A 25139-nucleotide genomic window follows, 5' to 3' on the forward strand; every position below is an offset into this window, starting at 1 on the left:
AAAGAATGGCTGAGCTGATCCCCAAAGAAGCCCTGGAAGCGGCGATGACAGCCCAGCTCGCTGCAATGCAAGAAAAGAGCCTCGCCGTACTCCTGGCAGAACTGCAGCTGCTACCACAAATCATCAGAAACATAGCCAGCCAGCTAATTATCAATCAAGTTGCCTTTGGGCAGCAAGACCTAGACATGGTCAATAAGCAAATCAGCCAAGGTCTGCCCATACCACCAGAGACCATACTTGCAAACCCAATCGATACGATCAACCAGGCTCCAGACAACCTGAAGCCCATCATGACCGGTCGCTATCGCGAGATGCAACTGAGAAAACTCATCCTCGATACCTATCAAGATCTGATCGATCCCTATTTCCTCGAACGCCGGGCAGCCCTCGAAAAGGTGGTCTATGCCGTCATCCGAGTCTCATCCCCGGGCGTCGCAGACGAGCTCTACCTACGGCTCATCGATGGCGACGAAACCTTTGGAGAAGTAGCCCAGCGCTATTCAGAAGGCGATGAACGCTACACCAAAGGCCTCGTCGGCCCCGTACCTGTGCTGCAAGTACACCCCGCCATCCAAAAAGCCCTCACGGCCCTCGCCGTTGAAGAGGTCCACCCTCCGATCCAAGTGGACCAGTGGTATCTCATCCTCAGCCTGGTGCACACCCAGCCAGCCCGGATGACCGATGAAACCCGCATGCAACTGATGCGGGAACTCTATGAAAAAGATCTCGAGGCCACCATTAAAAACTGCGTGGAGACCCTCGTCCAAGCCGCATGAGCGAAGCCAACACCTCCGTCAGGGATACCCTTCTCCTCTTTCCCTTCCTGGCCGACCAGCCGGCAGACGTTGTTGATGAGCTATCAAAAGATGCCCGCTACATTAAATACAAACTCGGCGATAGCCTTGCCAGGCTCAACCAGCCGCCCCAATACCTCTTCTTTCTGATTCAAGGCTCCGTTCGTTCCGTCGTCTATTCCAAAAGCCTGCCCAAACAGCTGGCCACGCTTCAGAAGTTCCAGCCCGGCTCCCTGGTTGGTTGGACCCCCCTCAGCTGTGGCCGCTGCCTCGAAACCCTCATCGCTGCCTCCGAAACGGTGGTGATTGCCGTTCCCTACACGGCCATCCAATCGGCAATGGCCATGAATGCAGGCTTTGCGAACCGCATTCGCCAAAGTGTTAACCCCAGCGAAGTCTTCTACATCCTGGATGCTTACTTAAGCAAATATCCCTTCGTCGTTGGCGAAAAACTGCTGGAAACGTCGCGCCAGCTCTCGAAAGATTCCCAGGTTCTCTCCGTCAGTATTTCTCAGTATTTGAGCATTGGCACAACAGAGCTGATGGCCAAACTACCGGAAGGCAAAACCTGGATTGCCTCTGCAGGCTCCCTGCCGCCGGGCTGTCCCATCGAAGAAGCGGAGCCCTACCTCAGGAAACAGGCAGCCGATGAATCGATTGAAGGGTTACTCACACGCTTCGTGGGAATCGACTCGAAAAAATTAGAAACACTGCTTGAAGATCCAGAACAACAGGCCAGTAGCCCAACAACAACCAACCTAGAAGCCCAACTGTTCCAACGCTGGAAAGACCACCAGGAATCGGTTCGTGCCACCAGGGTTGGCCCCACCCAAAACGGCGGCAAAGACACCGATAGCGAACTGGCCCTCGCATCAGAAGCTCCCCAACTGCCCGATCCAGAACCGATTCACGTTGCGGAGATCCAAACCAGGCCAGTCAGCTCCTTCCCCTTCCACAAGGGCATTGGCTCCCTCGATTCCCAGATCGCCGCCTTTCGCATGCTGGCCGATCACCTCTCCATTCCCTTTCGCAAAGAGCTGTTTCGACGCATCTTTGGTGATCAGGTCAGCCGCCACGGCGTTGTCTCCCTGGCCCTTTGCGGGGCCATTGCCGAATCGATTGGCCTCCAAACCCAGCTGCTCGAATTGGAAGCCGAGTCGATTTCCCGGCTGGAATTTCCCCTGCTGCTGCTTTGGGGCGATGGCCTGGCTGTGATCTACCGCTACGCCAAAGAGAAGTTTCTGGTGGGCATCCCATCGGTGGGCCTGGTGGAACTCAGCCCGGAAGACCTCAAGGAGCAATGGGGGCCCAGCGGCGAACTACTGCTGCTCCGCAAACTCGACACAACCCCCACCAGGCGCTTTGGCTTTAAGTGGTTCATTCCAGCCCTCACGAAGTATCGCGGTGTCCTCACGGAAGTGCTGCTGGCCAGCTTCTTCATGCAGTTGTTCGGCCTGATCAATCCCCTCCTGATTCAGCAGGTGATTGACAAAGCAATCATCAACTCCAGTCCCGATGCCCTCGGCATCCTCGGGCTGCTGCTAGTGGTCTTCGCCATCTTTGAAGGCTTGCTGCTCTGCCTGCGCACTTTCCTGTTCAACGACACCACGAACCGCCTCGACCTCAGCCTCGGCACCGAAATCATGGACCACCTACTCAGGTTGCCACTGAGCTACTTCGATCGCAGGCCAGTGGGTGAGGTGAGTAGCAGGATTGGGGAAATGGAAAAGGTGCGCTCCTTCCTCACCGGCACTGCCCTCACCACAATTCTCGATGCTGTCTTTGCCTTGATCTACGTGGTTGTGATGTTGATCTACAGCTGGCAACTCACCCTCATTGCCCTGGCCGTTATTCCCATACTAGTGGGTCTCACCATTTTTGTATCTCCCCTGGTACGTTCTCGGCTGCAAAAAAGGGCCCTGGCCAGCGCTAAAACCCAAAGCCACCTGCTTGAAGTCATCGGCAGCATGATCACCGTGAAGGCCCAAAATATTGAGCTCAGAAGCCGCTGGAAGTGGCAAGAGCTCTACACGGATTTCATCGCAGAAGGCTTCGATGTCACCCTGATTAGCACCACAGCAAGCAGCATCAACGACTTCCTCAACAAACTCTCTGGCCTGCTCGTCATCTGGGGTGGGGCCCACCTGGTACTGGCTGGCGAACTCACCCTGGGAGAACTAATCGCCTTTCGGGTGATCGCAGGCTATGTCACCACACCCCTGCTGCGTATGACCAGTGTGTGGCAAAGCGTCCAAGAAACGGCACTCTCCCTCGAACGACTCAGCGACGTGATCGATACGCCAGTCGAAGCCCCGGAAGACAACGCCACCCGCATCAGCATGCCCCCGATCAATGGCTTTGTTGAATTCCGCGATATCGATTTCCGCTACCAACGCACCTCTCCGCTACTCCTAAAATCGATTTCGATGAAAATCGAACCCGGTCAATTTGTGGCAGTTGTTGGCCTCTCTGGATCGGGCAAAAGTACGATCACCAAGTTGCTCACAAGGCTCTACAACCCTGAAGCTGGCTTGATCCTTCTCGACAATGTCGACATCACCAAAGTGGAGCTCTACAGCCTTCGCCGCCAATTTGGCGTGGTGCCCCAGGAGAGTATCCTCTACGACGGCTCGATTGAGCAAAATATTGCACTCACATCACCTGAGGCCACCACAGAAGATGTGATCGAAGCCGCCAAGGTCGCCTGTGCCCACGACTTCATCATGTCCTTGCCCGCCGGCTACTCCAACCAAGTGGGTGAAAAAGGATCAAATCTTTCCGGTGGTCAACGCCAAAGGATCGCAATCGCCAGAACGATCCTGCAACGGCCCAGAATGCTCATCATGGACGAAGCAACGTCCGCCCTCGACTACCAAACAGAACGGGTTGTTTGCGACAATCTAATGCGGGAGCTACAGGGCCGCACAACCATCTTCATCACCCACCGCCTGAGTTCAATCACCTCGGCCGACAGAATCATCATGATGGGTGAAGGCAGGATTCTAGAATCGGGCACCCATATGGAATTGATGTCACTCAAGGGTGCCTATTTCACCCTCTTCCGCCAGCAAAGTAAGTCGAGTAGTTCATCACCCGGCAAGCCGCCGGCAGGGCTGGTCCTGGCCTAAGCAGCGATGGCAAATTCCTCTGCTGAGAAACCCAAAAGCCTCAGCCCCCAAGTACCAGCCGGCCAACAGGAAGCACCCCCATCAAACGGTGGGGATGAAAACGAACTCTTTTCAGCTCGCTATGTCAAACGCCGCACCACCTTGCCCCGCTCCACCCGGGCCTGGGGAAGGGGAATCGTTTGGGCCTTAATTGGCCTAACGAGCTTTGCCATCATTTACGGCTTCCTCAACAAGATTGACAGCTCCATTAATGCCCGCGGAGAACTCGTTCCCACAAAAGGAAAGCGCGAAATCTCACCCGCCGTCAATGGAATCGTCAAGACAATCTTTATCAAAGATGGAGAATATGTCACCAAGGGGAAAGCCCTCTTTAACCTCACGGATGAATCCACGGCTGCCGTACTCGATAACCTCCAAAAGATCCGCACCTTCTGGTCGTCCGAATTGGTCGTCTCCCAACGCATCCTTGGCCTCAAAACCCCAGATAAAATCCCCCCCCTAGCGGAATTAAACCTGGCGGTATCCCAACAGGAAACACTTCTGAAAAAACTTTCATCAATTCAGGATATCCAGCGTTCTAACTTTGAGACAAAGCAAGCTGAGGCTGATCTCAGGGGCACGACGACCCAGCTTAAAACCAATCAAAATATTCTTAGTCGCTATCAACAACTCTATTCTCAGGGAGCCATTGCCGAAATAGAGGCTCTTCGCCAAGCCGATAACGTTGAAAAGCTCAGGGCTCAACAAGATCGTCAGCGCCTTGAAATCCTCAGCGCTGAACGCAAATCGAAGCAGACAACTATTCAAGGCTCATACATCTCAGCCCTAGACAGGAAGCAGACATTTACTCGCTACCTGACAGCAGCCCAAGAGTTTCTCCAGGTAGAAAACCGCATCGCCGATCAGCAATATCGGCTGACCCTGCAGGTTGTTCGAGCACCCATTGATGGCTACGTCCACAACCTATCTATTGCCAATGGTGAATTGGCTACTCCCAATAGGCCTAGCCTTTCATTGATTTCAGATGGTAAGCTGCGGGTTAAAATATTTATCAAGGATTCTGAGATAGGCTTTGTGAAAGTGGGCATGCCTGCCGAAATCCGAATCGACTCCTATCCGTTTACGGAATACGGAGCAATCAAAGGCAAGCTCACCAGCATTGGCCAATATTCCCTGCCCCCCGATCAGGCCTATCCGTTCACCCGATTTCCAGCCACCGTGGAAATTCGATCTAATGTGCTCGAAACCAAGAAAGGCCGGTCCTTCACCCTGCGCGCGGGCATGTCGGTGGCTGCCCTGATCATTGTGAGCAAACGGCCCGTCATATCCATCGTAACCGACAAGTTCAACATGTTCTTTGACAACACCAGAACGATCCGTTAACTCGAAGCAAAATTCGAGCTACTGGGTAGTGTTACATTCCTAAGCTTGGCCAGTTCCACATTGCCGCTTTGCTGACCCGTGAGATACAGGGAGACGCTGGAGAGGTTGTCATTGGAAACACCAATAGCCAGGCCAAAACCAGCTTCACCAATACCAGAGCTGAACAGGTCATTCGGCAGGGAAGGAATATCCTTCTGGATAATCCAAGCATCATTGGCTCCACCGTAGCGATAGGCAATTTGATCGCCTGTGGCAAGATTTAAGTTGTCAATCACTGGTGCACCGCCAATGCCATCCCAGGCTGCGGTCAATGCACCAACATCATTGAAAGCAATCAGATCCTTGCCGGTACCAAGGCGAATTGTTCGCAGGGGATCGGCTGCACCAGCAAGATCGTTACTAAGAACAAAAACATCACCATTGTTGCTACCGATTACAGTTTCGAATCCTCCCAGTCCGCCAGTGCTGGTGGTGCCAGGGTCTAACAGATTCTCGCCCTGACCTGAATAGAGAAGGGCGTTCTTGGAATCTTCATAGGAAACTGTATCTAGGCCGTTGCCACTATCCAGCTGACCCGATAGAGCTCCATAATCCTTGAACAGCACAACATCGTTGCCACCTCCCAATTGCACATTCTCTACAGAGACAAAAGCGGTGTTATAAAGCTTGCCAACATCACGACCAATCACTTCGACCCGATCCTTAAACTCACCACGGCTTGAAAGCGTATCGTTTCCATCCCCACCAAGCACCAAGGATACATCGGAAGAATCCTTGGCAAGCCAGTTATCATCGCCATTGGTGAGCACCTGGGTGCGCCCGTACAACGGAATGTTGATATAGGTATCTCCATCATTGAGCTTGATCGAAGAACCTGCATTCACGTCGCCCTGAATCACCAGTTGATTGCGACCGGGGCCGAGATCAACCGTGGAATCCACCACGTCCCCCCTGAGAAGCACTATGTCATCACCAGAGCCTGTGTTAATAATCGATTCATTGAGACTTGTGATGCTCTTGGAAGCATCAATATTTAGGTCATGATTGGCATCGACAGCCATAGAACTGATTTGGGCTGCCAAATATTCGTCAATGCCTGCATCGACAAAGATACGGTCATTGCCAGGCCCGGAGTCGATGGTGCTCTTCCTTAGACCCGTTGAATTGAGATTGATCCTGATATCGCCCTTGGTAGGCTCAAGGCCCTGCTCAATCGTAATACTAAAGCCTGGAAGATTGGAATCATTCATGTTTTCCATCTTCGCCATTACCTGAATTTCGTCGTCTCCCTTATTCGATCGTATCGTGCTTCCATCCAAGCCAATGGTATTCACGCCAATATCAAGAGAAAGCCCATCCGTGCCTTGCCGAGCAAGCACATCGCTTTGGGTATTCGCTGACACCAGGATTGAATCACTGCGATCACCCGTGCGCAGGATCGTATTCGATAGGCCCGTAGTCGTATTGACAATTTGACCTACGGCAAGCTTTCCGGCCTGGGTCAGGAGGTCGATGAAGTCCCTGGCCTTCACACTGATGAACTCAGCGGCATCGCGGAAGCTCGAAATTTGACTATTTCGCGTGCCACTATTTTGTCCCTCCAGGCTCGCAGTTGCATCAGCGTGCACGGACCGAGCAACCGATCCAACAACCCCTGTTGTTGCCAGGCCAACCGTGGGAGTTTCGCCAATATCTAACCCACTGCCAAGCAGGTTCCCCTGGCCGAGCATCGAACTGGCCCTGACGACCAAATTACTCGTATCTTTTAGTATCCTTCCTTCATTATAGGAAATAGCCCTTCCGAGATAATTCAAAGGACTGATGTTGATAGCCGTACCATCCAGGCCAGCCAAATCAGCCTTGGCAATCGCATTGCCCAACCCATCCACACTAGAGCTGATCGCCCTTACAGGGCTATTAACATCAACTTTGATATAACGATCGTCTTCAACCAGTCTAAAGCTTGCAGGTTGGTACTCGGGATTGTTACTGTAATCACCGTATTCTCTACCTATGCCGGATCCTACTGGTGATGATGATGCTGATGGTAATGTTAATTGTGATGCTTGGATGGAATCCCCAACAAACGGGCTTTGGTCATCCCATATTGCTTGAGTGGCAGGCCTGATGGTTGGAGGATTAGCCCTCCTTCCCGCCTCTTCCAAATCAACCTGATCTACCCCCGTGATTGGGGCCGGATTGAGTGGAGCGATGGAGATTTGATCTTTGAATGAAGACAGTCGGCCACCATCCTCTAGGGGATTACCCTCAACCGGTCTTGGTCCATCCAAGAGCTTTGCGGCCCATTCTGCGGCCTCCACCAACTCAGGCATCAGAACTGAAAGGATGACAGCAAGAGATGCTCCCGCAAGGCCTCCTTCAATGGAGACGCGGGATTTGTCGTCCTTAAGGGGAACCTTGTCCCCAATCAGTTCAAGAGGTGTGGCCATAAGAGGGACCTCTCACCCTATCCTACAGGATCCATCTGGTTCATCAAGGGCTGTTGCCGGGCCTGTGAAGCTCCTGCTATTGGCTTACACAAGCCCGATGTTATCGCAGGAGACGGGCTCAGAACCCTACCCACAAGGGGGGTTGCATGTCCCTAAATTGGTGACGTAGATTGGTTCAAGCTCAACGGTTCCCAACTGTCATCAATGAACATTGAGATCAACGATTGGCATGACTCAATCCTCGAGGCCAGCGCCCCAACCCCAGTGCTGTGCTTGGTCTCCCCCAACGCCACTCAGCAGCTTGGCCAGCCCGGAGTGTCCTTTCCCGAGGAAGAGACTAAAAAGCTTTCAGTAATGGTTCCCAAGTCGTTTCACAAAGATCTTCGCCTCTATTGCGCAAGAAAAGACCTCACAATTACTGATGTTGTTCTTAAAGCCCTTCGTCATTACATTGCCAACGATAAATGACAAGGCGCTTGACTGTACAGATTTCTGATGAGCTGTATAGGGATCTCAAGCTGTATTGCGCATTCCAGGATCTTACTTTTTCCCAGACAGCGTCAAAGGCCCTAAGGGATTTTGTGTTGAAAAATGCCCCGCTGATAACTAAACTTAAAAGCGATAACTGCTAGTAAGCGATCCCTTAAGCCCAATTACTGGCCATGTAGCCTTGTGATTCGAGCTTCTTCGATAATGTATTTATCAGTTGAGATCGCCATAGCCAAGAAGATTTCTTTTTGCTGGCTAGCCCGCCACAACTTGCAAAAGAGCTATCTGGTTTATCGCATTGAGTGAGAATCTCAATGTTTAGATAGCAATTAGACCATTCGAACCCGCAGGTCTCAATAAGATTTGGAATCTCCATCCAAGGATTTGCTCGCATTTCATCCATATTGAGGTGAATCATGGCAGCTGGAGCGCTTGCCTGGTGATAGGCCATGATCTGGCGATAAAAGTCATAATATTCAATAATCGCATCCAAGTCGTAGGCCCACGGATTCTCAGTCCCTAAATAAGTAGTGTAAATTGCAAGTAAATTATCGACTGGATTGCGAAAACAGTGGATAATCTTGGCGCGTGGAAATAAACTGGCGATCGCAGAACAATACTGGAATCCAAATAGGTCATGATCATCGATGGGCTTGGCCACATCAAAATCACGGTGGATGGCCTTAATAGAGGAAATCACATCTTCGGACATAGAATTAATATTTGAGTCAAGTATATAATTTGATGCTATATTTAGAAACTCTGTCTTCCCAAGTTTTCCAAGTTTAGGGTTTTGTGATAGAACTAATTGGGCTAGATCGGCTCCGCAACATGGAATCCCAACCAAGAAAATTGGTTCATGCTCATCCTGCCACGTTGACTTTGTATCTGCGATTGCTGCGTTGGTTGCGATTAACTGCTGAATGTTTGGACGCTCCCAGAGCAACGTCTTGTTCATCTCTTGATTGCCTTTCTGATAGCAGTCGAAGGCTGATGTATCATCCAAGTCATCCTTGTATTTAGCTATGGCGAAATACAATTGGGCCCGTTCCCCGGGGTAGTCGGTGGTTGTTAAGCACCCCTGCGCTCGCTGCATTGGAGCTAGATCAACCTTCGCATCCACAAGCAAGGATAACTGCCGTTCTGCTTCGGCAAGTTTTGGGCTGATAAGTAGAACTTTGTTATAGGCTATAATTGCCTCTTTTTGTCTGTTTAAAGTGGCATAAGCCTTGGCAAGATTAAAAAGAGCCTCCACAAGTTGGGGTTTAATGATCAGTGCCTGTTCGTAGCAGGCGATGGCCTCAGGTGCCCTTCCAAGCTGGGCATAGAGAGCCCCTAGGTTTAAATGGGCTTCGGCAAACTCGGGCTTCAAGCGAAGAGCTTCTTGATAGGCATCCGCTGCATCCTTAATCTCATTAATACTCTTTAAAGCACTGCCGAGATTAAAGAAAGGATCTGGCGACGTTGCATTACATGCAATGGCTCTCTTAAAGGTATCGATGGCAGAACGGCTGTCGCCCAGCGCTTGCTGGGCCTTGCCGAGGTTGTTCAGGGCTGCAAAATGGTTTGGAGTAATGGACAAAGCATCAACACAACTTCTAGCAGCCTCTTGATACTTGCCAACCTCAAGGAATGCCGATCCCAAATTGGTAAGGGCCTCTGGGAATTGGGAATTTAGCGCCAGCGCTTGACCATAGGCCTCAATCGCTTCGTTAAAGCGACCTACTTGGCTTAGTGCGTTACCAAGATTGTAATGACAATAACAATTGTCCGGTGCCAATGACAAGGATATTGTATAAGCTCGGATGGCCCCGTGGATATTGTCTTGGGCTTTTTGAACGAAGCCGAGGGTTGCCCACCCCTCTGAAAAACCTTGATCTACAGAAAGCGCTTCTTCAAGCAGCTTTTCTGCCTCGCTATACCTCCCTTTTTGTGCGTAAATAGCTGCCAAATTACCCAATATTAAGGTGCTTTTTGCCTTCCCCTGAATGAGGGCTTCGTAAATCGCTACTGCCTCCTCAAGCCTTCCTTGCTGGTAGAGAAAATGTCCTAACTCAGCCTGCTTATTGGTCTTCTTGGAATGCTGCTCTTTTTCTTCCTTGCTACCAAAGCCAGCTGGGCCAAACCTTTGATTCGCCACCTGTCCTCTAAGCTCTATTTTCATTTTAGCCCGACTATACGTTTAGGCGTCGTAACTCAACTGGACGGCACGGGGTCGACACCTTCCAAGCTGATGATGCGGGTTCGATTCCCGCCGCCCGCTCTTTAAAGCTTTCGGCCTTCCAGCAGGGGGGCAGCCACCAGCAGCATCAGGCTGCGGCTTTGCAGGGGTGCGCCGGTGGGCAGCCAGGCCTCAGGCTCGGAAGGCAGGTCTTCGCCGGGGGGTAGGGCCGTGTCAATCACCCGCAGCCAGCCCTGGCTGCAGCTGGGCAGCTCAAAGTGCATCGCTTTGCTGTAGGCGTTCATGCCGCACCAAACCAAGGGCCCCTGGTGACTGTCATTGAGGCTCCAGGCCAGGGTGTGGGACCAGCTCGCCCAGTCCGGGCTGGCTAATTCGACACCGTGCCACTGGCGCCAGAGGTGGCCCCGATCGCCGCTGCGCCTTATGGGTTTGTCATCAAGGGGTAGCTCGGGGTTGAACAGCCCGGCCAGATGGGCCCGTAAATGCAGCAGGCGTTGCAGAAACAGGCGCAGGGCCAGGTCGCCCGTATCGGGTTGCCAGTGCATCCAGCCGAGGGGGTTGTCCTGGCACCAGGTGTTGTTGTTGCCGCCCTGGCTGCGGCGCACCTCATCACCCATCAACAGCATCGGCACTCCCGGTGCGAGCAGCAGGCTTGTGAGCAGATTGCGCAGCTGGCGCTCGCGCAGGGCCGTGATGGCTGGATCGGAGCTGGGACCCTCTACACCGTGGTTCCAGGTGTTGTTGTGATTATCGCCGTCTCGGTTGTCCTCACCGTTGGCCAGGTTGTGCTTGCCGTTGAAGCTCACCAGATCGGCCATGGTGAAGCCGTCGTGGGCGGTCAAGAAGGTGATGCATTGACCCGGATGCACCGGTGTGTTGGCGAAAAGGTCTGGGCTGCCGCTCAGGCGCTGGGCCATGGTCCAGCAGGTTTTTTCATCACCCTTCCAAAAGCGACGCAGGTCGTCTCGGAAGCGGCCATTCCAGGTGGCCACCCGGCGGGCTGGGAAGTCGGCGAGGCGATAGAGGCCACCGCAATCCCAGGGTTCGCTGATCAGTTTCAGGTCGCCGAGATCTGGATCGGCTTCCATCTCCTCAAATAGGGGCGGCGCGTCTAGGGGGGCCAGGTTGTCGCCGCGGCTGAGGGCGATGCCCAGGTCGAAGCGGAAGCCATCAATTCCCAGCTCCGTGGCCCAGCAGCGCAGCGATTCCAGGATCAGCCGCCGCACCAGCGGCCGATTGGCCGCAATGGTGTTGCCGCAGCCGCTCACATCTTGGTAATCGCCTTTGGCGCTCTGCTGGTAGTAGAGGCGGTCGCTGAAGCCGCGCCAGCTGAGGGTGGGCCCATCCTGATTGCCCTCAGTGGTGTGGTTGTAGACCACATCCAGCAGTACTTCGATGCCGGCCCGGTGGCAGGCGGTCACCAGTTGACGCACCTGGTCGCGGCCGCTGAGCGGGTCATCGCCCACCAGATAGTCGGGATGGGGCGCCATCCAGCTCAAGGGGCTGTAGCCCCAATAGTTGTGGCGTCCGGCCGGGGCGTCGTTGGGATCGAAGGCCATCACCGGCAGCAGCTCGATGGTGGTGATGCCCAGATCCTTCAGGTAGGGAATGGTGGGAATCAGCCCAAGCAAGCTGCCGTGCAGCTGCGCTGGCACAGGACAACCCGGTCCCTGGGTGAAGCCACCCACGTGCAGTTCATATATGACGCTCTTCTGCCAGCTGTGGCGCGGCCGGGGGGCGTGGCTGAAATCAAAGCGGTCGCGCTCAGTTACCACTCCCTTGAGGCAGTGGCCAGTGTTGGGTGCCGCCCCAACGGCGCCGCCACGCTCATAGCTCTGCCAGCCGGCGATCGCTCGGGCGCAAGGGTCGAGCAGCACCTTGGACGGATTAAAGCCATGGCCGCCCGGCTGCAGCGGCCCAAATGCCCGGTAGCCGTAACAGCTGCCCAGGCCCAGACCCTCCACCTCCACATGCCAGTGATCAGCAGAGCGGTGCCGCTGGTCCAGTTCCACCACCCGCGCTGGCTCGCTCGCCTCACCGTCGGCGAACAGCAGCAGCTCGATCCGGGTGGCCAGAGGGGCCACCACCGAAAAGTTGACACCCCGGCTGGTGAGGCTTGCCCCCAGCGGCCAGGGATGGCCGATGTGAATCCCTTGGTGGTGATTCGGGGGTGGAGCTAGCTCAGGACTGTTGAATTGGACCGTCAAGGGGCCGAGCTTGCTGCGGTGACGCTAAGCGCGAATATTGGCCGGGGCAGCAGGCAGTCGCCTGAGGTGCCCGTCTCCGGACGGATCGCGCTCCACTCCTTGCCCTGTTTTTGCCCGCTCCCGCTGCATAAACAAGTTGACCCAGTTGACCCAACCCCCCGAATCCGGCCGGCCGCCCCAGCAGGTGCGCCCTGGTCTGTGGCTGTTCGCCCCCAGCCGCGATAGCCAGGGGGGAAGCAGCTGGCTGCTGGAGGCCGCTGCTTATGGAGGTGGCGGAGATCTGCTGGTGGATTGTCCGGGATTCACTGAGGCAAATTTGGCCATGTTGCGCCAGCGCACTGAGCTGGTGGGGCCAGGCAGGCTTGTGCTCACTAGCCGCGAGGGCCACGGCCGCTGCCGGCGCTGGCAGGAGGCCCTGGGTTGGTCTGTGCTGGTGCAGGAGCAGGAGGCCTACCTGCTGCCGGGTGTGCAGGGGTGCACCAGCTTTGGCGAGCAGCTGACCCTGGCGCCTGGGGTCCAACTGCTCTGGACCCCAGGGCCCACGCCGGGCTCCTGCGTGCTGCTGGTGCGTGCTGGAGCAGTCGATGGCCTGTTTTGTGGGCGATTGCTGTTGCCAACCGGACCAGCGGCTTTGGCGCCCTTGCGCACGGCGCGCACCTTCCATTGGCCCCGCCAGCTGGCCAGTTTGGAGCGGCTGCGCAGCTGGTTGCCGGCCGGCTCTCCCGACTGGATCGCCAGTGGTGGTGGGCTTGGTGCCCTGCGCGGCGACAAACTCGTCAATGGGGGTGCGGAGCTGCTGTCTGGGCTCGTCTTTTGAGCCATTTGGAGCCTCCTTGGACCCCCCATGTGGGGAAATTGTCACGAAAACCGTTGCGCCGGAGCACTTCTGTGTTGCAGCAGCGGCCAGAGCCCCATACCATTGGCGCGCTCATCTCAGGGCCGGTCGGGGTTTTCCGACTCGCCACCTTTCGTCGCAACACGACCGCCACCCCCGAGGCTTCCTATTCCCATGAACAAAGCTGATCTCGTCAACCTCGTTGCCGCCCGCACCGAGCTCACCAAGACCGACGTCTCCCAAGTCGTCGACGCCGCCATCGAAACCATCATCGACTCGGTCGTAGAAGGGAAGAAGGTGTCAATCCTGGGCTTCGGCTCCTTTGAGCCCCGTGAGCGCTCTGCCCGCCAGGGTCTGAACCCCAAGACCGGCGAGAAGATCAAGATCCCCGCCAAGCGGGTGCCTGCCTTCACCGCCGGCAAGATGTTCAAAGACCGCGTCCAGGGCTGATCTGGTTGCAAGTAATTCCTGCCACGGCGGCCCCTAGGGGCCGCTTTTTTTGTGCCCAGGGCAAAGTGGGCCCCTCACTGATGCTTCCCCCTGCTGGCTGCTGCGCCGCTGCCATCCCACCTGCAGGCCCTGGTTGAGGCCGGTCTGGCCCAGCGCCAGCTGGGGTATCGCGGCCGTTTCGCCCCATCCCCCACCGGCGCTCTGCACCGCGGCAACCTGCGCACGGCCCTGCTGAGTTGGTTGCACGCCCGGCTGCGGGGGGGCGCCTGGTTGCTGCGCCTCGACGACCTCGACACGCCCCGCAATCGGGCCGGTGCTGAGACTTCCATCCTGACCGATCTGGCCTGGCTGGGCCTCAATTGGGACGGCCCGGTGCTGCGTCAGAGCGAGCGGCGTGGGTTCTACGCCACGGCCTTGTCAGCCCTGTGGCGCCATGGCTTGCTCTATCCCTGCCGCTGCAGTCGCCGCCTGCTCGCCGATATCTCTGCGCCCCACGGTGCTGGTGCTGTGTATCCGGGCACCTGCCGGGCAGCCAGTGGCGGCTGGGGGCCGGTGCAGGGGCGACTGCCCAGCTGGCGCTTGCGGCTGGAGCCCGGGAGCCTGCATTGGCTGGAGAGCTATTGCGCTCCTGGGGAGCTCGATGGGCCAGCTGCTGTTGGTGATGTGGTGTTGCGCCGGGCTGATGGTTACCTCGCGTACCACCTGGCCACAGCGGTGGATGAGCTGGTTTTGGGAATTAGCGATGTGGTGCGCGGTGACGATCTCTGGGGAGCCACGGGGGCCCAGGTGGCAGTGATGGCGGCTCTGGGCGCGCCCCCGCCCCGCTACGGCCATGTGCCGCTCTGGTGCGATGGCAGCGGGCGGAGGCTCAGCAAGCGAGAGGGCGCCGAGGGGCTAGCGGGCTACCACCAGCTCGGCATGGACGCAGCGGCAGTGGTGGGCCAGCTAGCTGCCAGTGCGGCTTTGGTGCCAGCTGGCAGCCGCCTTTCAGCCGCTGAATTACTGCAGCAACTCAGCTCAGAGCGGCTGGACCAAGTGCTCCGGGGCGCCCAGGCTTAAGGAAGGTTTCGGGATCAAGTGGGGAAAAGCAGATCACACTGGTGGATAGCTCTAAGTCCTCGAATGGGGACATTTCGATGACCTATTCCGATGGGCCCCTGCAGCGGGCAAGCCACGCAAATTCCTGCCGCTGTCAGCAATGCGGAGGCAGCGGCATGCTGCGGCTGGACGATCAGCGCTACCGCACCTGCCTTGATTGCTTAGGGCAGGGCAAGGTGCTTCAGGCAATTGGTGCTACCACCGTCGCCGCCATTCTCAAAGGACAGGCTGGGCTTCAGGTCAGCCTGTCTGCTTCTTCTTCCGCCAAATGAAGAAGGCTGCGGTAGCCACTACCACGGCTAGGGGCGCCGCAGTTAACAGCAGCAAAATCACGGCAGTCCAGTCCGTGTACATCGCTCAGAGGCCAAACCGGATCCATCATCCCAGTAAGCCGTTCTGGTTGACGATCCCCATGGCACGGATATTTCCCATGGCTCTGATATTTCGATCAGCCCTTGCAGTGGGGGTCATCAGCACTGGTTTGCTCGTGGGGCAGCCAGGCCGGGCTGGGGTGGAGTTTGACAACTGCCAGCCCACCGCCGATGGCGGCATCAGCTGCGACACCCGTCCCACCGGCAATACCCAGATGGATGACGAGGCGGCCCGCTATGGACTCTTTAACGACGCCAGCCCCGGCTGGAGCGAGTTTGATCCCGATCAGGGCTTTGAGGACGACCTTGGTGGCAACGACACCTGATCGCCCCGGCTGCCATGCCCTGGATGCATCGCTGATCGAACGCCTGCATGCTGTGCAGCAGCGGCATGGCTACCTGCCGCGAGCTGAGCTGCAGCAGCTGGCGGTTGCCATGCAGCGACCCCTTAGCGATGTGATGGGGGTGGCCAGTTTTTATCACCTGTTTCGGCTTGTTCCTCCGCCATTGCACCGTTGTGTGGTGTGTCGTGGTACCTCCTGCTTTGTGCGGGGGGCGGAGCGGCTGGAGGTGGGCCTGCGGCAAAGCTTGGTGGCCCAGCACGGGGTGGAGCGAGGCACCGCTGGCCGAGGGGGCCGAAATTCCTGAGTCCCTACTCAACCGGCTGCAGGCCGAATCCGCTGCTTTGACCCCTGCCTCTCCTGCTCCACCCACGCGGCGGGCCAGACGCCGCTGCGTATTGAGCTGGTGGTCTCCACCGGCCGGCCAGATGGATCCATTGAGGCGCTTGGCGCGTTGCCTGCGAACGTGCGAGCGGCTGGTTATATCCCTTACGGGTTCCTGCTAATCAAGGTGGCCCTGATGATCGCCAACGGCGGCTATCGGGGCGTGCAGGCCGCCTTGAGCTTCGGGGTGCCCCTTAGTGACGGCCGGTGCCGGCGAGGACAAGCCGGAGGTATGTGCTCGTCTCCGACGCACCGGAGATTCCTTGGATCTCGGCACGGCTCACCCCCAGCCCACCGCTATTCGTGCTGCGGTGCAGGAGGTGCTCACCGACCCGTCCTATCGGGCCGCAGCCCAGGCGCTGGCGGCGCAAATGGTCGCTGCTGGAGGGGCTGCGGAAGCTGCTCGCAGGATTTACTAGGTCCTGGCTAAGCAACGCCTTGCTGCGGATCAGGTCATCGCCGCCAACAATTAGGAGCTCGCCTCCCCCCTCTTTTGGTTTGCCATGGAGCAGCACCTCCTGCAGCCTGCCTGCTCCTCCTCCAGGCCCATGCTTTTGAGCACGGCAACACTCTGTCGGTTGAGATCCAGCCAGCCCTGCCTCGTGCCCAGGCGCTCATGCAGGGCTGGCTGAGGCGCCATGCATGAGCTGAGCCCCATACCTGCGCTCTTTGGAGTGGAAGTGGCTCCTTAATTTGTTTTCTTCAATACGGAAAGATGGCCTGGTGGGCTCAGCTTCCTAAATTTTTTCCTGCTTTATTTGCGCTTTTAGTGTTGTCTGAGGGGTGTTGATTAACGTGCCAGCAGCTGGCCAGGTCTTATGGGGATGAACCGGCGCGATCTCCTGGCGGGCACGGCGTTCAGTGTGGCAACGGCAGCCTGGTCCATGATCGGGGCCCAGCGTGCCTGGGCCTCCGATCCGATCGATGCCCAGTTGCTGGCCAGCCTTCAGGTGTGCACCCCAAAGGATGCTTTGGATCGCCTGATGAGCGGCAATGGGCGCTTCGCCAAGGCTTGGGCAGCGGCCAGTGACATCGCCACACCGGTCGAGCGCATGCAGGTGCTCAACAGGATCTGGCAAAACGAATGTCAGATTGATCCTGCGGCGCTTGCCCAGGGGCAGAAGCCGTTTGCGGCCACATTGTCTTGTGCGGATTCCCGGGTAGATCCCAGCTGGTTGTTTGCCTGTGGTTCCGGTGAGCTCTTCGAAGTGCGATCTGCAGGAAACACAGCTTTTGATGAGGCCATTGCTTCCTTGGAATATGCCGTGTCCGTTCTCGGTACTCCATTGATACTGGTTATGGGTCACAGTGGCTGTGGCGCGGTTAAGGCGGCCATGGACACGGCACCGCTGACGCCCTTGCTCGAGCAGCTAGTGGCACCGATCAAGGCAAGTCTTCAAAGTGGTGATGATCTGAGCAAAGCTGTTCAGGCCAACGCTCGCCATTCAGCAACCGAGCTCACCAGACGCAGCGATGTGCTGAAATTCGCAGAAGCAGAAGGGAAGCTGGCTATACATAGTTCCTATTGTGATATTGGCACTGGAGTTGTGAGCTTGCTGCCTAGTTAATTCCAGGGGTCTGGTTAAATTCCATTAATAGCTATTGCAAAGATCAGCTCCCTCCTCGCCTGTCAAAAACATTATGATCTATTGGACTGCAATCACTTATTCCTGGTAGGCCCCCGAAAGCGGTGTAATTATTTGCTCGATTGAGAAGGAGGTTGGCTTTGGCATGGGTCTGGTGACTGGGCCCTGTTGCGATATTAAGCATCGCAGATATCGCCAATGCGGCTATTAATACAAAAGCAAAGGGGCTTGTAAAAATTGTAGATTTTGCCTGCTACAAGGCTAATGGTTCTTTATTCCATTATCGCGGCTAATGCTGATGCCTCGGCTCTCGATGGTTCAGGTCATCGGCCCAATCCTGTGGCTATCCATGCCACTCAAGACCTTGAGATGATCTTGATCATCCCTGAAGCGGCTAAGGAGTTGGTGGATCGCCGCCCCAGTATTGCCAGGGAGCTGGGCCTCAAGATATAAGCGCGGACACGTATGGTTGATGAATTGAGGCAGACTTTCACGCTGGAGTTTTGGTAGTCAAGCTGCGCCCCCGTGCCCCCGTGCGCCCGCGCCCCCGCCCCCACGCAGGCCCTGACCCTGCTGCGCCATGCATGAACTCAGTCTGATGGAGGCTGTGCGCGATCAGCCTGCGCATCGGCAGCCTGGCCGGGGTGGAACCGGAGGCGTTGCGCTTCGCGCACACGGTGGTGATGGCCGGCACGATCGCCTCTGGCGCCGAGCTGCGCATTGAGGTTGTGATCGCCAGCTTTTTTTGTGAGTCCTGTCAGCAGGGCTTCGATAGCGAACAGGGCGATTGCCTTTGTTTCCGCTGCGATAGCTTCAGCCGCCGGCTTCTGCAAGGCCGCGAGCTGGAGCTGTCCTCGCTGGAGCTCAGCTGAAGGCGGCGTTGGCATGGTCCGACATAGGTGCGCCCTTGGGAACCTGCGGATGCATCAAGCTGGGCATCAAATAACGAGCTGCTGCGTCGTCGAGTAAAATGGCAACAGCTTTAAGCGTGTCGACAACATGCTTTAAGCGGGACGACAGCGTCTAGTAAGAATCCCAATTTGAAGTGCGATTAGTTTAGGAAAGGTTTTTTCCATCGGGATCTTCGTTTTGTGATTTCAATTCAGAGCTTGTAATGCCAGCCCCAACCGTTCTTGTAACCGGAGCCTCCAGCGGAATTGGTGCGGAGACAGCTCGCCTTTTGCTAGAGCGCGGCTGGCGTGTGTTTGCCGCTGCTCGGCGGCTGGAAGCAATGGAGCCCTTGGCAGCCTTGGGTGCCGAGGTGATGGCGTTGGATCTCAGCGATGAGCACTCACGCCGCGAGCTCGCTGAGCAGCTCACCGCCAAGGTGGGTGCGCTCGATGCGCTGGTCAATAACGCCGGCTTCGGTGAAGTGGGTCCGCTCGAGACATTGCCCCTGGATCGAGCCCGGGCGATTTTCGAAGTCAACGTCTTTGGGCTGATGGGGCTCACCCAGCAGTTGTTACCTGCCATGCGCGAGCGAGGTCGTGGTCGCATCGTCAATATCTCCTCTATTGCCGGTCGCTGGGTTTCACCCGGATCGGGGTGGTATGGGGCCAGCAAGTTTGCGCTGGAGGCCCTGAGTGATGCCTTGCGACTCGAGCTCAAGGCCTTTGGCGTCAACGTGGTGGTGGTTGAGCCGGGCGTGATAGCTACCGACTTTGCCAATGTGGCTGCCCCCTCGATCGAGGGGGCTTTGTCTTGCAGCACCTACGGCAACATGATGCGTGCCGTTCGCAAGAGCTGGGATGCGGTCTACCGGGGTGCCTCCCAGCCGCTAGAGGTGGCACTAACAATCGAGCGAGCCCTCACCGACCCCAGCCCATCAGCTCGTTACCTCTGCGGTCACCAGTCGGCCTCAGTGATCGCCAGCCGGATCCTGCCAACGCGACTGTGGGACAGCCTGATTCGCATTCAGATGACCTGATCACCGTCTGCACTCGTGGTGCTCTGAACCTTGCAGGCACGGAGCCCCATGACCCTCATTCCGGAAGGGTTCCGCGTGGTGCCTAGCCTGGAACTGGCCTCTGCCGATTACCGACATGTGCAGCGACTGCTCCTGCGGACAGCCGGCGCCTCAGCCGCTCCCATAACCAACCCGCCAGCTACCCCTGCACACGGCCCTGCTGCAGCGCAACGATGCCCAGGCGGCCGGCCTGCGCCAGCGCTTCGAAGCCGCAGGCGTCACGGTGGTGAATCTGCTCTCCTCGCCCGGCTCGGGCAAAACCGCCCTGCTCGAAGCCCTGGCCCAGCGCCTCGATCCCACCGGCTTGGCAGTGATCGTGGGCGATCTGGCCACCGACAACGACTCCCGCCGCCTGCAGGCTGCCGGGCTTACGTCGGTGCAGATCACCACCGGCCAGGCCTGCCACCTGGAGGCGCCAATGGTGGCCGAGGGTCTGCATCGCCTCCACCACCAAGGCATCAGCCTTGAGCAGTTTGAACTGCTGGTGATCGAGAACGTGGGCAACCTGGTGTGCCCAGGCGCCTACGACCTCGGCGAGAGCCTGCGGGTGGTGCTGCTCTCCACCACCGAGGGAGAAGACAAGCCGCTCAAATACGCGCCGATCTTCCACGGCGCCGATCTGGTGCTGATCACCAAGAGCGACCTGGCCGAAGCGGTGGGCTTCGATCGCGCCGCCGCCCACGCCGCCATCGCCCGGGTGCCCCCCACGCCCGCGTGCTGGAAACCTCGGCCCGCAGCGGCGCCGGCCTCGATGCCCTGATCAACGCCCTGGCGCGATGAGCGCGGCCCGGCTGCGCCTCTGGTGCCGCGGGGTGGTGCAGGGCGTGGGCTTCCGGCCGTTGGTGCATCGCCTCGCCGCTGAGTTGCAACTGGTGGGCGAGGTGGAAAACGTCGCTGGCGCCGTAAGGCTGGAGTTGCAGGGGGAGTGCCGCTCACTGGAGCTGCTGGTGCGGCGCTTGCCCGAGGAGTTGCAGCCCCCCGGCGCTCTGGAGCCACTGGCGCCCGAGTGGCTCCCGCCCCTCGTTCCGGCGCCGCCTGGCCTGCTTGCCCCGTCTCTCGTCGCCGATTTGGCCCCCTGCCCCACCTGTCTGGCGGAGCTCCACGATCCTGCCAACCGCCGCCACCGCTACCCGTTCATCAGCTGCAGCCAGTGCGGGCCGCGCTATTCGATCGCCACGGCCGAGCCCTACGCCCGCGCCCACACCAGCCTGGCGGGCTTTCCGCTGTGTGCCCAGTGCCAGCGGGAGTTTGACGACCCCACAGATCGCCGCTTCCACGCCGAAACGATCGGCTGCCCCACCTGTGGGCCCCAGTTGCAGTGGCAGGGGGCATGGGACTGGGGTGCGGCTGACGGCGGGGCGGCCTGCACCCCGGAGCGGCCGCTGGGAGCACCGATGGTGTCGAGCAAAGGGGCCTGCGCCGCCTATCACCGCTACCGGCGCCCGGCCCCATGAGCGACTGCATCCAGCTGGCCCATGGCGGCGGCGGCACCCTGATGCAGCAGCTGATCAACCAGGAGCTGCGGGCCCTCTACACCGATCCGGCCCAGGTGCTGCACGATGCGGCCCGGCTCGAATTGCCGCCCGGCCCGCTCGCTTTCAGCACCGACGGCTACGTGGTGCAGCCGCTGGAATTCCCCGGTGGTGATATTGGCAGCCTGGCGGTGATCGGCACCGCCAATGATTTAGCGATGGCGGGCGCCCGGCCCCTGCATCTGAGTGTGGCGCTGCTGCTGGAGGAGGGCTTGCCGCTGGCGCTGCTGCTGCGCCTGGTGGCCTCGATGGCTGCGGCGGCCCGAGCCTGCGAGCTCACGATCGTTACCGGCGACACCAAGGTGGTGGAACGGGGCAAGCCCGACGGCATAGTTATGACTACCAGTGGCATCGGGGCGGTACAGGCGCCGACGCCGATCCACCCCACGGCGATACGCCCGGGCTATCAGCTGCTACTGAGCGGGGACCTAGGCCGCCATGGCGTTGCAATCCTGGCCGCCCGCCATGGCTTGGCCCTGGTGCCGCCCGTGCTCAGCGACTGCGCGCCGCTCTGGCCCCAGGTGCGGGTCCTGCTGGAGGCCGGGGTTCGGATTCACTGCCTGCGCGACCTCACCCGCGGCGGCCTGGCCAGTGCCCTGGATGAGCTAGCGGAGGCGGCCGCGGTGGAGCTGGCGATTGAGGAGGCGCGCCTGCCGGTGCTGGAGCCCGTGGCGCGCACCTGTGAGCTGCTGGGCTTTGAGCCCTTGCACCTGGCCAATGAGGGTCGCTTTGTGGTGGTGGTGCTGCCTCAGGCCCGCGATCAGGCCCAGGCCCTGCTGGCGGCCAGTGGCGGAGTCTGGATTGGCAGCGTGCGGCCGGCCAGCAAGGGAGCGCGGGTGCTGCTCACCACCTCTTTTGGCACCGAGCGCCTGCTGCTGCCCCTCAGCGGCGAGCTGCTGCCGCGCATTTGCTGAACCCGCCATCTGTCTTAGGCTGGTTTTACGCCCCTGCCAAGAGTTGTGGGTCGATGGATCTCACCCCCTTTCTGAGCAGCCTGGAGGGCACCACCCTCGACCAGGTGCTGTTGTCGGTGGCTATCAGCGGCAAGGTGGCGATCGCCATGAAAGGCCGCTTTCTGTTGCGATCAGTGTGCGAGAGCTTTCAAGACCGCACCCGCATCGGCTGTGCCGTCACCGATGAGGCCACCTGCCTGGCCTATCTGGTGCGGGAGCCCTACGCGCTGTTGATCTGCACCGACTACTTAGAGGACGGCAATGGCTTCGAGCTAGCCCGCAAGGCGCGCAGCGCCCATCAGGCCTTGCGGGTGGTAGTGCTGGCCCTGGGGGATGTGATCCCGGCCCAATACGTTGAGGCTTCCTGGCTGGAGGCCGTAGTGGCGGAAGCCGATTTCATCGGCGATCAGCGGCCCCTGCAGGCAGCGGTGCTGGCGGTGATGGGGCAGCACTCCTACCGCAGCCCCTCGCTGCGTTCCGGCACCCTGCCCTACCTGAGCTGCCCGCGGCTCACTAAGCGCGAATACGAAGTGCTGGATCTGCTGGCCAGCGGCCTCACCGATCGGGAGATTGCTGAGCGAATGGTGGTGAGCGAGGAAACCGCCAAGACCTACACCAAGCGACTGCTTAAGACCCTCGACGTCAATAACAGGTTGCAGGCCGTGCTCAAGGGCATGCGTTGCGGCATGGTGCAGCTCTGAGCACCACTACCAATAAAAATTGTCCCCGTATGGGGGGCTCGGTAATCCTGTCCAGAAGCGCACACTCGAGCTAGGCCCGATCGGGTTCTTTGCGGCCGCCCAGCCGGAGTGCCATGACCACCTCCCTCCCCGCGCCAGGTCTCACCATTGGTGAATTGGAAGCGAACTATCCGCTTTATTGCAAGGCCATGCGCCTGTTGATTCGCGAGGGTAAGACGATCGCCAAGGTGCGCCGCACCGTTTGCTGGCAGCGGCTGGAGATCCTGCACAATTGCCTGCCGACTCAATACCGCGAGCCCGATTATTTATTCGCCTTGCTGCAGCGGGAGTTGAGCGCTTGCCTCTAGGCGTCGCTTGCTTTTTCCAGCTGGGGATCGAGAACCCACAGGGCTAATCCGCCGCCCCGCCCCCTGGCCAGCAGCCAGCCGTTATCGGCGGCGCCGGAGCGAGCGATCAGGGCGAAAAATGGGCGCCGGCGTGGCTCCGGCTGCTGGCTGATCGCTTGGCGCCAGAGGCTTTGGCGGCCGAGCCGCAATTCCAGTTGGTCAAACCAAAACTCCAATAACGGCCTGCGGCCCCGCAGATTGCCGCTGCCGCTGAAGCGCAGCTGCAACGCCCCGAGCTGAACGCTGTTCACCACCTTGAGATCACCCCTTTCCAGCGAAGGGGCGTCTGGAGTGACGTCTCCTGTGGCGATGCTCAGACTTGCCTGCAGGCCCCGCAGCAGGGCTGCCGTGGCCGGGTTGGGTTGGGCCCTGCCCTTGCTCCAGAGCAGCTGGAGCCGCCAGCGGCCAAACAGCTGCTCTGCCGTAATCGCGGAGCCCTGGCGACGGCTGAGCTGCTCAAGTGCCAGCGCCTGCTTGCCACTGAGAATTTCGCTAGTAGGCATTTTGCTACTGGGCATCAGACGTCGAAGTTGGCCTTGAGGTAGCGCTCTAAAAAGATGCCTGGTGGTAGCTCAGTTGGCAACTCGAATTTCATGCCCAAGTAGGTCTGAAGGGAATCGTCTGAAAACCCCATCGGCAGTACGGAGGTAAGAGCGGGTGGTAATGGCGAAGGGAATGAGATTGCGCTTCATGGCTCAGGCCTGGCCTAAAATCAACCGTCAGTTTTCGCGGAATTGGTTGATCTTGATGCGCTTACGGCGCTCGATGCCCTGCAGTGGCTGCGTACGTGTGAAGAGGTCTCTAAGCGCTTCGGCCTAAGTCAGACCACCGTCAGCAGGCAATCGCGAAAATGTCTGGATCTTTTTGGCCTTGACCTCCAGCGCATCCAGGGCGAGTGGAACACCGTTGGCGATTCGACGATCTTGGCGCTGGAGCGCTGCGTTCATCAAGTGGCTAGGTGGCAGGGGCGTAGGCCCCTGCGCCTGGAGGCGACCTATTGGTCAGGCCCCTTGTTGTGCACTCCTGTGCCAGACAATTGGATTCTTGGCCTTGCCAATATTGTTGGAGTGCCGCGTAATTTTCAGCTAGTTAGGGAGAGGATTGTTGATGTCTGCCTCACCGGCTTACCTGATTACCCCCCTGCCGATGACCCCGAGCTGACCTCGATTACCCTGTCGAAGATGCCTATATTTTTTGTTGTTAGGCCGGGTCATCCTTTGATTAATCAAGCCCAGCTGTCTTTTGATGATATTGCCCAATATCCAACCCTTGGTCTGCAGCTAGGCTCCTATCCCAGGGTTGAGGCTTGCTTAAAGAAGCTCGGCTTCTGGAACGATCATGTGCGAATGTTTCGCTATAAGCGCGAAAATTGGGAGGGCAAAACGGAGGCGGAGCTCACTATCGGCTATGCCACTTCGCTCAGTATGGAAGTTTCTGGGGGTGATTTAGTCAAGCTGCCCCTGGAGTTGCCATTTGCCTCTGGGGAGGTGCTTGTATGTCGCCGGGATTTTATTGATCATCCTCGTTTGCTTTCCTTACAGGCTTTGCTGCTTTCCCGTCTCGCTGGCATAGCTGAGCGACACGGCGGTATTCAGCTGCTCAACAATTACTAGTTTTTCTGTTTTCGTGGCTGGCGCAATTGCTGACGTGCTGAGTTGTTGCCGGCTGCACAGTGAGGCCGCAAATGATTAATTATGCAAAAACTGCAGAACTCTGCGTGATTTGCTATCCCCCACTTGGTGTTTTTGCTTTTTTGCGTTAAATTTATCCCGGTTTGCTGGGGCGGGGGTGGTTGAGCTTGATTGGCTAGCTGCCTTAGACGGTCTGATTTGGCTGCGCACTGGCCATCAGGTTGAGGCCAGGCTTCAGATCGGTCAGTCCAGTGTGAGTCGCTTGAGTCGCA

23 protein-coding genes and 2 pseudogenes are annotated in these 25139 nt (G+C 58.1%); 20 read left to right on the forward strand and 5 right to left on the reverse strand.

From position 1 onward, the window contains the following. The first annotated feature begins 5 nt into the window (after positions 1-5). Genes KBY85_RS08080 through KBY85_RS08090 form a run of 3 tightly spaced genes read left to right on the forward strand, consistent with a single transcriptional unit; the run spans position 6 to position 5305 of the window. Positions 6-776 (forward strand): peptidylprolyl isomerase, encoded by a 771-nt coding sequence (locus KBY85_RS08080; RefSeq protein ID WP_254960997.1) that lies wholly within the window; start codon positions 6-8, stop codon positions 774-776. Then, positions 773-3922 (forward strand): ABC transporter transmembrane domain-containing protein, encoded by a 3150-nt coding sequence (locus tag KBY85_RS08085; protein ID WP_254960998.1) that lies wholly within the window; start codon positions 773-775, stop codon positions 3920-3922. Before KBY85_RS08080 ends, KBY85_RS08085 begins: the two co-directional genes overlap by 4 nt. A 6-nt stretch (positions 3923-3928) precedes the next feature. Continuing rightward, on the forward strand, positions 3929-5305 hold the full coding sequence (locus KBY85_RS08090; RefSeq protein ID WP_254960999.1) for an HlyD family secretion protein: 1377 nt from the start codon (positions 3929-3931) through the stop codon (positions 5303-5305). Here KBY85_RS08090 and KBY85_RS08095 read toward each other — a convergent pair. Further along, complete coding sequence (locus KBY85_RS08095; RefSeq protein WP_254961000.1) at positions 5302-7755, reverse strand: hypothetical protein; 2454 nt, start codon at positions 7753-7755, stop codon at positions 5302-5304. The genes KBY85_RS08090 and KBY85_RS08095 overlap by 4 nt on opposite strands. A 204-nt stretch (positions 7756-7959) precedes the next feature. On the opposite strand from KBY85_RS08095, the gene KBY85_RS08100 reads away from it, so the two are divergent. Next, a complete protein-coding gene (locus KBY85_RS08100) occupies positions 7960-8223 on the forward strand; it encodes a hypothetical protein (protein WP_254961001.1) in 264 nt (87 codons plus the stop codon). Between the two features lie 175 nt (positions 8224-8398). On the opposite strand, the gene KBY85_RS08105 is transcribed toward KBY85_RS08100, so the two are convergent. Both KBY85_RS08105 and KBY85_RS08110 read right to left on the reverse strand, forming a co-directional pair. Next, positions 8399-10408 (reverse strand): tetratricopeptide repeat-containing sulfotransferase family protein, encoded by a 2010-nt coding sequence (locus KBY85_RS08105; RefSeq protein ID WP_254961002.1) that lies wholly within the window; start codon positions 10406-10408, stop codon positions 8399-8401. Positions 10409-10509: 101 nt separating this feature from the next. Further along, a complete protein-coding gene (locus KBY85_RS08110) occupies positions 10510-12576 on the reverse strand; it encodes a glycogen-debranching protein (protein ID WP_254961012.1) in 2067 nt (688 codons plus the stop codon). 202 nt (positions 12577-12778) lie between these two features. Between KBY85_RS08110 and KBY85_RS08115 the strand changes: the two genes are divergently transcribed. The 6 genes from KBY85_RS08115 (at position 12779) to KBY85_RS08140 (ending at position 16035) form a co-directional block, all read left to right on the forward strand. Continuing rightward, a complete protein-coding gene (locus KBY85_RS08115) occupies positions 12779-13450 on the forward strand; it encodes an MBL fold metallo-hydrolase (protein ID WP_254961003.1) in 672 nt (223 codons plus the stop codon). A 192-nt stretch (positions 13451-13642) separates the two neighbouring features. Beyond that, positions 13643-13918 (forward strand): HU family DNA-binding protein, encoded by a 276-nt coding sequence (locus KBY85_RS08120; protein ID WP_006911342.1) that lies wholly within the window; start codon positions 13643-13645, stop codon positions 13916-13918. A 90-nt stretch (positions 13919-14008) separates the two neighbouring features. Then, positions 14009-14977 (forward strand): tRNA glutamyl-Q(34) synthetase GluQRS, encoded by a 969-nt coding sequence (gluQRS, locus tag KBY85_RS08125; protein ID WP_396121832.1) that lies wholly within the window; start codon positions 14009-14011, stop codon positions 14975-14977. Positions 14978-15132: 155 nt separating this feature from the next. Next, positions 15133-15288 carry a hypothetical protein gene (locus KBY85_RS08130; protein ID WP_254961004.1) on the forward strand — a complete coding sequence of 52 codons (156 nt, stop codon included), beginning with the start codon at positions 15133-15135 and terminating at the stop codon, positions 15286-15288. 158 nt (positions 15289-15446) lie between these two features. Next, positions 15447-15713 (forward strand): hypothetical protein, encoded by a 267-nt coding sequence (locus KBY85_RS08135; RefSeq protein ID WP_241518144.1) that lies wholly within the window; start codon positions 15447-15449, stop codon positions 15711-15713. After that, positions 15697-16035, forward strand: coding sequence for an NAD(P)H-dependent oxidoreductase subunit E (locus KBY85_RS08140; RefSeq protein WP_254961005.1), 339 nt, complete (start codon positions 15697-15699; stop codon positions 16033-16035). The genes KBY85_RS08135 and KBY85_RS08140 overlap by 17 nt, the downstream gene beginning before the upstream one ends. Positions 16036-16306: 271 nt before the next feature. On the opposite strand, the gene KBY85_RS08145 is transcribed toward KBY85_RS08140, so the two are convergent. Further along, positions 16307-16627, reverse strand: coding sequence for a hypothetical protein (locus KBY85_RS08145; RefSeq protein ID WP_254929945.1), 321 nt, complete (start codon positions 16625-16627; stop codon positions 16307-16309). Positions 16628-16936: 309 nt separating this feature from the next. Here KBY85_RS08145 and KBY85_RS08150 point away from each other — a divergent pair, with 309 nt between their 5' ends. The 9 genes and pseudogenes from KBY85_RS08150 (at position 16937) to KBY85_RS08190 (ending at position 23197) form a co-directional block, all read left to right on the forward strand. After that, the gene (locus tag KBY85_RS08150) at positions 16937-17680 is read left to right on the forward strand and encodes a carbonic anhydrase (RefSeq protein ID WP_254929944.1); all 744 of its coding nucleotides are present in this window, start codon (positions 16937-16939) and stop codon (positions 17678-17680) included. 662 nt (positions 17681-18342) lie between these two features. Beyond that, the gene (locus KBY85_RS08155) at positions 18343-18570 is read left to right on the forward strand and encodes a hydrogenase maturation nickel metallochaperone HypA (RefSeq protein ID WP_254929942.1); all 228 of its coding nucleotides are present in this window, start codon (positions 18343-18345) and stop codon (positions 18568-18570) included. 242 nt (positions 18571-18812) lie between these two features. Continuing rightward, positions 18813-19625 carry an SDR family NAD(P)-dependent oxidoreductase gene (locus KBY85_RS08160; protein WP_254929941.1) on the forward strand — a complete coding sequence of 271 codons (813 nt, stop codon included), beginning with the start codon at positions 18813-18815 and terminating at the stop codon, positions 19623-19625. Between the two features lie 229 nt (positions 19626-19854). Beyond that, the gene (gene hypB, locus KBY85_RS08165) at positions 19855-20424 is read left to right on the forward strand and encodes a hydrogenase nickel incorporation protein HypB (protein WP_254961014.1); all 570 of its coding nucleotides are present in this window, start codon (positions 19855-19857) and stop codon (positions 20422-20424) included. Between the two features lie 16 nt (positions 20425-20440). After that, a pseudogene (locus KBY85_RS08170) lies at positions 20441-20974 on the forward strand (acylphosphatase); the annotation flags it as partial. 45 nt (positions 20975-21019) lie between these two features. Beyond that, positions 21020-21118, forward strand: a pseudogene (locus tag KBY85_RS08175) (hypothetical protein); the annotation flags it as partial. Beyond that, positions 21115-22110, forward strand: coding sequence for a hydrogenase expression/formation protein HypE (gene hypE / locus KBY85_RS08180; protein ID WP_254961006.1), 996 nt, complete (start codon positions 21115-21117; stop codon positions 22108-22110). The pseudogene KBY85_RS08175 and the gene hypE, both read left to right, overlap by 4 nt. Positions 22111-22163: 53 nt before the next feature. Then, positions 22164-22850, forward strand: a complete 687-nt coding sequence (locus KBY85_RS08185) for a response regulator transcription factor (protein WP_254961007.1) — start codon at positions 22164-22166, stop codon at positions 22848-22850. 113 nt (positions 22851-22963) lie between these two features. After that, complete coding sequence (locus tag KBY85_RS08190; RefSeq protein WP_254961008.1) at positions 22964-23197, forward strand: DUF3136 domain-containing protein; 234 nt, start codon at positions 22964-22966, stop codon at positions 23195-23197. Here KBY85_RS08190 and KBY85_RS08195 read toward each other — a convergent pair. Further along, a complete protein-coding gene (locus KBY85_RS08195) occupies positions 23194-23739 on the reverse strand; it encodes a hypothetical protein (RefSeq protein WP_254961009.1) in 546 nt (181 codons plus the stop codon). The genes KBY85_RS08190 and KBY85_RS08195 overlap by 4 nt on opposite strands. A gap of 231 nt (positions 23740-23970) precedes the next feature. Here KBY85_RS08195 and KBY85_RS08200 point away from each other — a divergent pair, with 231 nt between their 5' ends. Continuing rightward, positions 23971-24849, forward strand: coding sequence for a LysR family transcriptional regulator substrate-binding protein (locus KBY85_RS08200; RefSeq protein WP_254961010.1), 879 nt, complete (start codon positions 23971-23973; stop codon positions 24847-24849). The last annotated feature ends 290 nt before the right edge of the window (positions 24850-25139 follow it).

This window comes from Cyanobium sp. BA5m-10 (assembly GCF_024346255.1).
GTDB classification, from domain to species: domain Bacteria; phylum Cyanobacteriota; class Cyanobacteriia; order PCC-6307; family Cyanobiaceae; genus Cyanobium_A; species Cyanobium_A usitatum.